Here is a 9,555-nt window from a genome sequence, read left to right as displayed (position 1 = left end):
CTGGGTTGGTAGTAGGCACTTGAGAAGAAGAAGCGCTAAAGCGCTGACTACAAACACCCGCAATCAATTATCCTCACCCGAAATTAGAGGGGTTTGGCTAACGACTACCGATAGCCAAGTCTTTAACTCCCCAAAGAATATAGCTGAGGCGATGGATTTCCTTGCCAACACTGGATTTAATCTGGTGTTTCCCGTGGTTTGGAATAATGGGGCGACGCTTTATCCCAGTCGCCTAATGCGAGATACGGTGGGACTAGAAATTGATCCCCGCTTTACTGGACGAGATCCCCTCGCTGAACTGATTCAAGCGGCTAAGAACGTGGGATTAGCGGTAATTCCGTGGTTTGAATATGGCTTTGCCTGTTCCTATAATCAAAAGGGTGGACGCATACTTGCCCAAAAACCCGATTGGGCGGCGCGGGATAGTCAAGGGAATTTACTCACAAAAAATAACTTTGAATGGCTGAATGCGTTTGACCCCCAAGTGCAGGATTTTGTCATCGGACTTATCCTAGAAGTTATTAAAAATTACGATATTGCTGGAATTCAGGGAGATGACCGTTTACCCGCCCTACCATCTGAAGGGGGGTATGATACCCAAACAGTACAACGTTATATTCAGCAGTTTAACCAGGAACCGCCTAAAAATCACAAAGACGCCCAATGGCTACAATGGCGGGCAGATTTGCTAACTGATTTCCTGACTCGTCTGTACCGACAGGTGGTTGTGATTAATCCAAACCTGATAATTTCTATCGCACCGAGTCCCTATCCCTGGGGATTACAGGAATATTTACAAGATAATCAAGCGTGGGTGGATCAGGGATTGGTGGATATGATGCATCCCCAATTCTATCGCCGGGATTTTGCTAGTTATAAACAGCTTGTTGATCGGTTGGTGAATGACCAATTAAACCCAGTACAATTGTCTACGGTGATACCCGGAATCCTGATTAAAAGCGGGTCGTATCGCATCAGTTCCCAGGATTTGGTACAAGCAATTGAGTATAATCGCGATCGCGGTTTAGCCGGGGAGGTGTTATTTTTCTATGAGGGCTTGCGCCAGGATAATGATACCTTAGCCAAAGCCTTGCGATCGCACGTCTATGCCCAATCGGTTCCCTTCAACACTGCACAAGTAAAAGCACAAGGGTTTACCCATCGTCGGGTTGGGGCTGAATATCGTTATATTGACCGCTTTGGGAATCTCGTTACTCAGCCTGAATTTGATTGGCTGGATTCGTTTCAGGAGGAACGGGCGCGAGTGCGGATGGGGTACAAGTGGGGCTATATTGACAAAACGGGATACCTGATAACTCGTTTAGAATTTGATCAGGCGGATCAGTTTGCGGAAGGATTAGCACGAGTAAAAATTGGTAGTCGGTATGGGTATATCAATTTATCCGGTCAATGGGTAATTTCTCCCCAGTTTGATCAGGCGACTCGATTCAGTGAAGGGTTAGCGGCGGTGAAGGTTGAAGATCAATGGGGTTATATCGATAAAATTGGTAAATGGGCGATTCCGACTCAGTTTGATCAGGCGGAATTGTTCTCCGAAGGATTAGCGGCGGTACAACTCGCTTTTCAATACGGATATTGCGACTCAACGGGTCAACTGGTGATTCCCGCGAACTTTGACGCAGCGGGGACTTTTGCCCAAGGACTTGCTCCGGTTCAATTGCGCGATCGCTGGGGCTATATTAATCCTACTGGAGAACTGGTTATTGAGCCACAATTTGATGCGGCGCAACCCTTTTCCCAAGAATTAGCCGCCGTCAAAATTGAGTCGTTTTGGGGGTATATCAATCAAAAGGGCGATCAGGTCATTTCACCAGAATTTGATCAAGTCAAACCCTTTAGTGACGGATTAGCCCCCATTCAGATGGGTAAACGATGGGGTTATATTCGTAATCTGTTTGAAAAATCGTAGGGGCGCACCGACGTGCATTGGTGTCAACTTAAGGCTGAAAACCTTACTTAATAAGAGACATGGGGGGAACCAGAAATTAATCAACTTCAAAAGGGGGAACCAGAAATTAATCAACTTCAAAAAGGGGGGAACCAGAAATTAATCAACTTCAAAAGGGGGGAACCAGAAATTAATCAAAGTCCCCCTTTTTAAGGGGGATTTAGGGGGATCTAAACTTTGAGCGCTAGTCATACAAAGTCTTAAGTTGAAACGGATGACCGACGTGCGCCCTATTACCGACTTAATCGGCTGGTTTTAAAGCTTTCTGTGACAAAATGTCATTTAAGTGATTTACAAAAGAAAACTCTTGGTGAAAAGGGTTTCTATTACTAGCTTTAACAGGCATATCTTGGCGACAACGAGAGCAAAACCAATAAATATGCTTGTCACGAACGTGAGCTAGTAACTGAGACGAACAACAAGGACAATTATTCATGGTTATTTCTCCACCCGACGTTAATCAGCTTACTTATTAAATGTAAAAATTTTGGGGAATAATCGTAAAAAATTTTTATTTAATGTTTACCTGTCAAAAGATAGATGTCACCCTCAAATTAATTGTGTATGATGGTAAGTTTAGATAACAAAAAATTAATCATATTTTATCTGGCATCAAATAATGTGTCTTTTCTTTGAGTATTATGCGCCAGCTTAATCGCTCAATCGACCTGGATTGATGCAAGCCACTTGGTTTAGGGTTTATCATTGATTGTTCAAGAGCCATGAACTATGCGCCATGAACGATGAACACAAAAACCCACGTCTTTGAAGCGTGGGATCTGAATAATTTACACTTCTTAAACTCGATCACTCCGATCACTCAGTTGTGATTAAAATCCGTTGCGATAACAACGGATCTAGAGGATTGGTAACAGGCGACGCTGGAGACGGATTAGTTTTCGCGGCATTAGTAGCCGGAACAACAGATATCTCCTGACTATCGTGATTACCAAACCAATGATTTGGAGTATGGCGGATACGAGGCAGAAGCTGAGCAGAATAACAAGGATAGTTGTTCATAATCAATGAATGCACCCAACACCTAACACCTTACATCACTTCTACTCGACCGTCATCTTGCAGATAAACAGCGCGAACCCCCGGAGAACGACCACTGGGCAATACTTCAATGCGTAAGACTCTGGCTTCAGGTTTACGGATATTCACATTTAAGGGTAATCCTTGGGTATCCCACAACACCGCCGAGAAATTTGGGTTAGTATTCCCACCTCGGACAAAGGAGAGAACCTGTCCTGGACTCACAGGTAGAGGGTCTGTAACATCAACTTGTTGAAGTTTGATCACGCTAGAGGTTAAATTCGCTACCTCAACAGTAATCCGTTGACCCGGTACAAATTTGACGGATTCTTGTCTGCAACTGCTGGCAGCCACGCAGGTTCCCGCTTGTGCCGGATGAATATCAGCCGTTGATGGTATTGCCAGCGTCGTGGCGACTAAAAGCACTATTGGCAATTGTTGGGAAAGTTGATTCATCTTATATTATTTGTCCTTCATCTTATGTTATTTTTTAAGCTGTTTGGCATTGAAACCTTAATGTCAATAAGGACGAAATCCTTGTCGTAGTAGTGCGTTTAGCGAAGCCATGCCGCAGGCTTTGCATCTTGCTCGCTACATTGAGCATCTTGCTCGCTACCCATGTACAATTTAAATACGTGACAGCTTAAGAAACATAATTTTATAATTTAGACGTAGAGTGGGCAAAATTTATAACCTTTAAAAGCCTGATAATACCGTTCCTTATTTTTGCCCACCACAGAATAACTTGTTATTGATTATCAGTGCGGCAAAATCTCAGGAAAATGCCAACTATTCCGAATCGATTCCAAATCAGCATCAGTTTTCGCTTGTTTGCGGAAATTGGGATTAATCTCAATTGCCTGTTTTAAACTGTCAATCGCTAAGTCAACATAACCTTGCAACGCTCGACAACAGGCTCTATTATACCAAGTATTAGCCAAGTTCGGTTCGAGTTGCAGGGCGTGGTCGTAGGCAGTAATCGCCTCTGTATATTGTTGTGATTGATAAAAGGCATTACCTAGCGAATTCCAAGCCCGCTCAAAGTCAGGTTTAATTTTAATGGCTTTCTGGTAGGAAGTAATTGCCTCTTTGAATTGATGCAACTCTGCCAAGCAAAGCCCTCTATTATACCATGATTGATATAAATTAGGATTGAGATGAATCGCTTTATCGTAAGCTGCGATCGCGTCATCATACCGTTGATTTTTCAGCAGTTGATTTCCTTGGTTAAACCACTGTAAATCGTCAGCATTTTGGGTTTGATTTCCCTTGTGTTTCATCAGCCAGAGAAAGCCAAGGAATCCGACAATTAATGCCAACTTCGTCGCGGGTTGAGTAAAGAGGACACTCCCTAACTGAATCGCTTCTGGAGGGATATTTAAAATTAAAGCAATTCGATAAATGAACAGAAAAAGTTCTCGACTTGCGGCGGGTACAAACCATAACACGCCAAAAATAAACCAAAAGCTATATCGACCCAATTTATTGAATCGTTGCTGAAGCGATTGCGGTAACCAAGGGCGGAGAATTCCATACCCATCCAGAGGAGGAATAGGCAGTAAATTGATAACAACAGCAAAAATTTGTAGGAAAATGAGAAAGGCTAAACTTTGTCCCAGCCAACCGTCAGGTGATACCGTCACCCAACCCAACCAGAACGGAATCGCCAACGCCACCGTTACCATGGCATTGGCAAAAGGACCAGCCGCCGAGACTGCACTATCCCATCTGCGATCGCGTAATTTACTATGGTCAATATAAACCGCCCCACCGGGAAGGGCAATTCCCCCCATCACCAAGAAAATCATCGGCATTAGCAGACTCAAACCTGGGTCAGTATAGTTGAGGGGATTAAGCGTCAAATAGCCTTTATCCTTAACCGAAGTATCGCCGCCAAAGTAGGCGACAACCGCATGACCAAACTCGTGCAAGCACAAGGATACCATCCAGCCGCCAAAAACAAACAATCCCGCCAACCACATTACCGCTTACTCCCAAGAGAAAGAAAGAAAGATATATATTTAGCTTAATCCGTCAGAAGCCCCCCGTCATATTAACCTTTACCAAACTCCACTTCTAAGATATGCTGAATTACCTCCAGTAATGGAAAGACTTTATTCTGAACAATATCCCAAATTATTTCATTTTCTAAGCTAAAGTAAGCATGAGCCAGTATATCCCGCAATCCAGCAATTTTACGCCACTCAATGTCTGGATAGTTTGTACGTATATCGTCAGGGATATTTTTAGCAGCTTCTCCAATAATTTCTAGATTACGTATAACAGCATCATAGGTACGTTCATCTGCAATAAATTGTTCTAAGGTCATGCCTTGGGTATAACGCAGCACCTTGGTTGAACTGGTTAGAATGTCTTCTAGGTAAAGGCGAATACTACGTGACACGAATTGCCTCTTGTTCTATAGTAGGACGAATCTGGGGTTTTAGCGATCGCCGAGTCACAAGGTCTACTGATGTACCGAAGTGGTCTTCCAGGTAAAATTTAAGATCCATATAACGATCAAAGGTCACGGGTTCAGAGAATTCGACTAAAATATCCACATCACTGTCTGGTCTAGCCTCATCTCGCGCTACTGAACCAAAAATTGCCAAATACTTGACTCCAAAACGTTTTAAGGAGTCTTGGTTTGTGGTTAAAATTGCCAGTACCTTATCCTTTTGCATTATCTATCGGTTAAGTTCTATCTCAGATTCTGCCACGGATAGGACTATAGCTGATCAAATCGCGATCGCGTAATCGGTGCTTCCGTGAATCTGGTATAACTACACAGGCAGACACAAGGATACCATCCAGCCGCCAAAAACAAACAATCCCGCCAACCACATTACCGCTTACTCCCAAGCGAAAGGAATATGTCTAGTTTGGCAAATTTTGCCCGATTGTGTGATATCCCTAACTGTTCCCTGTTCCCTCGCCTCACCCCAATACTGATTCAGCAACCTTATACTCATTGTTGAAATTGGGTTAACAACCAAGCACAAACTTGAGATTGATTCATCTGACGTGTACGCTGCAACCCTTCTTGTAATACCGAAATCGCTCTTATAAAATATTATTTATTCAATGTTAAAATAAAGTATTGCGAACATCTTGATCGCTACTAATACCCAATTGAAATGCATGACATATTACTCAGGATTGCAAAGTAGTTAATATATAGCAGGTCACTAGGCGTGTATTTACAACTCCCTTCTCTGAAGCTGATTCCAGATGGGATGTTCGTACAAACAAAGTGTAACTAGACCAGTGCGAAGCGCTATAACCTAATTATTTTTATGTACTCTTCTCCACTTTGACTACAGCTTTCAATGTTTTGCCATTACCCATCCACTTCAACCATTCTCCGCATTTTTTACAGTACAATCCTGCCGCATGAATATTATTAGTTTCCTTTAATTTTCCCCATTCACTTTGACATTTTGGGCAGGGAGACTCCAAATATATCGATATCTGTATTGGCATTGGGAAGCCTAAGAATTTGACAAAGGTAGAAGCTCCCAATCAGCGAAAATATAGGGTTCAGAACTCGCTGGATGATATAATTGTAGCTCAGAAGTGTTGAATTGGGGTACATCTAGGTACTTCCGTGATCGCAGTCATAAATTTTTGCCGGAAAATCACCGAGGCTCTGATTCCAGTTTCCGTTAAGATAGCGTTTTCATTTTTTATAGGTATTTCCCCGAACCCCTAAAGTAAACGTAATTGATTCTTTTGATTCCCTTTTCCCACCTGACTTGCTTCCTGCTTATCGTCTCCCGACTCCTCTACCTCTAACCAACTATCTCCTTGCCCATCTAATAAATATTGCGCCGCTTCTAACATATCTGCGGCAATATCTTTTAAATTATTCTGACTCTCTAAATACGTCTTCAGCGCATCCATGGGATTCATACTGCTACCCACGCCCAATTCTGGCAAACGCGGACGGGCTAACTGACTGGCTAATTCGGGGCGAATCGTATAACTGTGGGCTTCACTCAAGGCTTGGTGAATTGTACTATTATCAATTAAATCTAACTGATCAGAACGGACTTTATAAATCAACCGAACCACAGCGTCGTTAATCGTTTTTTTCTTAATCGCTTTAAGTAATGCCGCTTCTGGATCAGCTTCCTCAACCAGATTCACGTTAATCGTGCAAAATGGACGCACAGGTAAGGGACAAAACTGCCACTCAGCCTTACCTTTATCCAACTCAATTAACACATAACCTTTGTCTTCCTTTTCCTCACTAAAATCAACCCGTTCAATACTACCCGGATAAATCACAGGTGGGTTATTCGATGGATTCAGATTTTGATGGCGGTGGACATGACCTAATGCAACATAATCAAAACATGATCGCGCCATTAGGGATAGGGGAATGGTAAAGCCTTTACCCACCGCTAAAAAACGCTCTGCCCCAAAACTAGCACGGTCTGCCATTAAATGGGCTAAGAGTATGGTTGGTGCTTGGGAATCCAGCCGCCGAATTTCTCCTTCTAATATGGGTTCAAGGCGTTGAATTAATAACTCGTTCACCTCACCTAAGGCTAACCCCTCAGTTTCCGGGCGCGTCAGTAAACTGGAACGAGTTAACCAGGGTAAGGTAATCACTTGGACTAAACCATTCCGGGTTTGAATTTGATGAGTCGCCAGCGTATCACCAACAATAAATCCTGGCACACCTAGGGTACGATAAAGACATAAACTTGCGCCCCCATTGCCTTGGGAATGTTGGTCATGATTCCCCACTAGCAATACTGTGGGAATTTCTGCATCGACTAAGCGGCGAAATTGAGTAGCAAAGGCTTCTTGTACATAAGGGGGTGGTGTGGCGTCAGGAAAAGCATCGCCACCAAATAAGACTAAATCCACGGGTTCAGCAATGGCGCGATCAATACATTGAGATAAGGTATTGACAAAATCTTCTAGTCGTGTGTTTAATCCCGTTTCTGGGTTAGTTCGCCCATGGGAGAAACCACTACCCAGATGGATATCTGATAGGTGAAGAATTTTAATCATAATCGTGTAGAGACGTGCCATAGCACGTCTGGTGATTGCCTGTCTGTAGGGGCTTTTGTTTTCTTATCGATGATAACCTTAATAAGGTTAATTCAAAACCAGAATCGAGTAGGGGCGGGTTTCACAACTAACATTTTTGGTCACCTCAATGTCACTAAACCCGCCCCAACCAATAGCCCAGGACAAAGGATAAATGACAAAGGACAAATTAATCAGCAAATTGGTTAAGAATACTCGCAACGACAGACAACACGATTGAACCAATCAAGGCGGGAATGGGTCCACTAATCGTAAACGTGGCGCCAGTTAAGTAGGCGACTAGGGACAAGGATATCGCATTAACCACTAACAGAAATAGCCCCAACGTCACGATAGTCAAGGGTAAAGTCAGCAGAACCAGAATGGGTCTGACGATAGCATTGACAATCCCTAAGATAACCGCCGCGATCGCAGCCGTGGGAAAACCCGCGATCGTAATACCCGGTACGATATAGGCAGTGATGATTAATGCCAGTGCCGTAAACAGCCACGTTAAGAGAAAATTTTTCATGGGTTTGGTCTAATAACACACACCCAAATTCTAACTGGCGAGACGCTCTGGTGTTTGCGGCTGTAGTAAAGATACCAATTCATTAATCCCCCGTTGTAGGTGTCGGCTGACTGTCATCGGACTAACACCAATGTGTTTAGCGGCTTCTTTACGGGGGAGATCCCGGAAAAAGACGAACTCAATCGCCGCTTGAGTTTTGGTTTCCAGTTGTGCGATCGCGCCTTGTAACTGCTGTCGGTCTTCTTCCCAGTGCTGCAAGGTTTGGTCATAACTATCCGCTAGCATATCACCCAACGTGACCGGATGATCAACATGATGACCTACTGTCAAATCTAAACTCAGGGGCAAGCGATTTTTCGAGGCTAATTTACTATCTTGCCATTCTTGCACAGAAATATTCAGCGCTTGAGCAATTTCCCCATCTTTAGGCGGGCGTCCTAATGTAGCGGTTAACCGTTTACTGACGCGCTGTCCTTCCTGCTGAAGTTCTTGCCAACGACGAGGAATCTTGACAATATTTCCTTTATCTCTAAGAAAATGTAGCATCTCGCCGCGAATAAATGGCACAGCAAAGGAACTAAACGCATACCCTTGATCCGGCTTGAACCGTTCAATCGCCCGAATCAAACCCAGATAGCCGAGTTGCACCAAATCGTCATAAGGTTCGCTACATTGCTGGCTGACGCGATAAGCAATTTTCTTCACCAATCCACTATTTAACCGGACAAGCTGATTACGTAATTCTATCGAATGATTTTGGGAGTACGCCATCAACAATTCCATTCCGCGAACATTAATTGATTGAGTTGTCATGATGAATAAACCAACACCTGTGACAAGGTGTCCTCTAAAAGGGCTTGATATTTAATCAGTAATCTTGACCCTATTGTCGAAAGAGACAAACAATTCAACCATCGTTGTTTTACGGAAATTTAAAGAGTGGGTGTTGAGCGTCTCCGCAAAAATACGTAAA

9 protein-coding genes are annotated in these 9,555 nt (G+C 43.4%); 1 reads left to right on the top strand and 8 read right to left on the bottom strand.

Annotated elements, in window-relative coordinates; all coding sequences use genetic code 11:
• Positions 1-1,930: WG repeat-containing protein (locus ACLFWI_RS20045; protein ID WP_446414373.1), on the top strand; the 1,930-nt coding region annotated here is incomplete at its 5' end.
• Between the two features lie 855 nt (positions 1,931-2,785).
• On the opposite strand, the gene ACLFWI_RS20040 is transcribed toward ACLFWI_RS20045, so the two are convergent.
• The 8 genes from ACLFWI_RS20040 to ACLFWI_RS20005 all read right to left on the bottom strand — a co-directional run bounded on the left by ACLFWI_RS20040 (position 2,786) and on the right by ACLFWI_RS20005 (position 9,395).
• A complete protein-coding gene (locus tag ACLFWI_RS20040) occupies positions 2,786-2,989 on the bottom strand; it encodes a hypothetical protein (RefSeq protein ID WP_446409272.1) in 204 nt (67 codons plus the stop codon).
• Between the two features lie 30 nt (positions 2,990-3,019).
• Positions 3,020-3,463, bottom strand: a complete 444-nt coding sequence (locus tag ACLFWI_RS20035) for a hypothetical protein (RefSeq protein ID WP_446409273.1) — start codon at positions 3,461-3,463, stop codon at positions 3,020-3,022.
• A gap of 302 nt (positions 3,464-3,765) precedes the next feature.
• Positions 3,766-4,989, bottom strand: coding sequence for a tetratricopeptide repeat protein (locus ACLFWI_RS20030; RefSeq protein ID WP_446414372.1), 1,224 nt, complete (start codon positions 4,987-4,989; stop codon positions 3,766-3,768).
• Between the two features lie 71 nt (positions 4,990-5,060).
• Positions 5,061-5,411, bottom strand: coding sequence for a HepT-like ribonuclease domain-containing protein (locus tag ACLFWI_RS20025; RefSeq protein ID WP_446409275.1), 351 nt, complete (start codon positions 5,409-5,411; stop codon positions 5,061-5,063).
• A complete protein-coding gene (locus ACLFWI_RS20020) occupies positions 5,401-5,691 on the bottom strand; it encodes a nucleotidyltransferase family protein (protein WP_446409276.1) in 291 nt (96 codons plus the stop codon). The genes ACLFWI_RS20025 and ACLFWI_RS20020 overlap by 11 nt, the downstream gene beginning before the upstream one ends.
• A 1,024-nt stretch (positions 5,692-6,715) precedes the next feature.
• Complete coding sequence (gene sbcD, locus ACLFWI_RS20015) at positions 6,716-8,032, bottom strand: exonuclease subunit SbcD (RefSeq protein ID WP_446414374.1); 1,317 nt, start codon at positions 8,030-8,032, stop codon at positions 6,716-6,718.
• Between the two features lie 208 nt (positions 8,033-8,240).
• Positions 8,241-8,582, bottom strand: a complete 342-nt coding sequence (locus ACLFWI_RS20010; protein WP_446409277.1) for a phage holin family protein — start codon at positions 8,580-8,582, stop codon at positions 8,241-8,243.
• A gap of 30 nt (positions 8,583-8,612) precedes the next feature.
• Positions 8,613-9,395, bottom strand: coding sequence for an RNA polymerase sigma factor SigF (locus ACLFWI_RS20005; RefSeq protein ID WP_446414371.1), 783 nt, complete (start codon positions 9,393-9,395; stop codon positions 8,613-8,615).
• Positions 9,396-9,555: the final 160 nt, after the last annotated feature.

This window comes from Coleofasciculus sp., assembly GCF_046539235.1.
In the GTDB taxonomy this organism is placed as follows: Bacteria; Cyanobacteriota; Cyanobacteriia; order Cyanobacteriales; family Coleofasciculaceae; genus Coleofasciculus.
This window is presented reverse-complemented; position numbering and strand designations above follow the sequence as displayed.

Excerpts from the sequence above, each read along its gene's own strand:
- ACLFWI_RS20010 (WP_446409277.1), bottom strand. The coding sequence starts at position 8,582 with ATGAAAAATTTTCTCTTAACGTGGCTGTTTACGGCACTGGCATTAATC.
- ACLFWI_RS20040 (WP_446409272.1), bottom strand. The coding sequence starts at position 2,989 with ATGAACAACTATCCTTGTTATTCTGCTCAGCTTCTGCCTCGTATCCGC.
- ACLFWI_RS20005 (WP_446414371.1), bottom strand. The coding sequence starts at position 9,395 with ATGACAACTCAATCAATTAATGTTCGCGGAATGGAATTGTTGATGGCG.
- ACLFWI_RS20030 (WP_446414372.1), bottom strand. The coding sequence starts at position 4,989 with ATGTGGTTGGCGGGATTGTTTGTTTTTGGCGGCTGGATGGTATCCTTG.
- sbcD (WP_446414374.1), bottom strand. The coding sequence starts at position 8,032 with ATGATTAAAATTCTTCACCTATCAGATATCCATCTGGGTAGTGGTTTC.
- ACLFWI_RS20020 (WP_446409276.1), bottom strand. The coding sequence starts at position 5,691 with ATGCAAAAGGATAAGGTACTGGCAATTTTAACCACAAACCAAGACTCC.
- ACLFWI_RS20035 (WP_446409273.1), bottom strand. The coding sequence starts at position 3,463 with ATGAATCAACTTTCCCAACAATTGCCAATAGTGCTTTTAGTCGCCACG.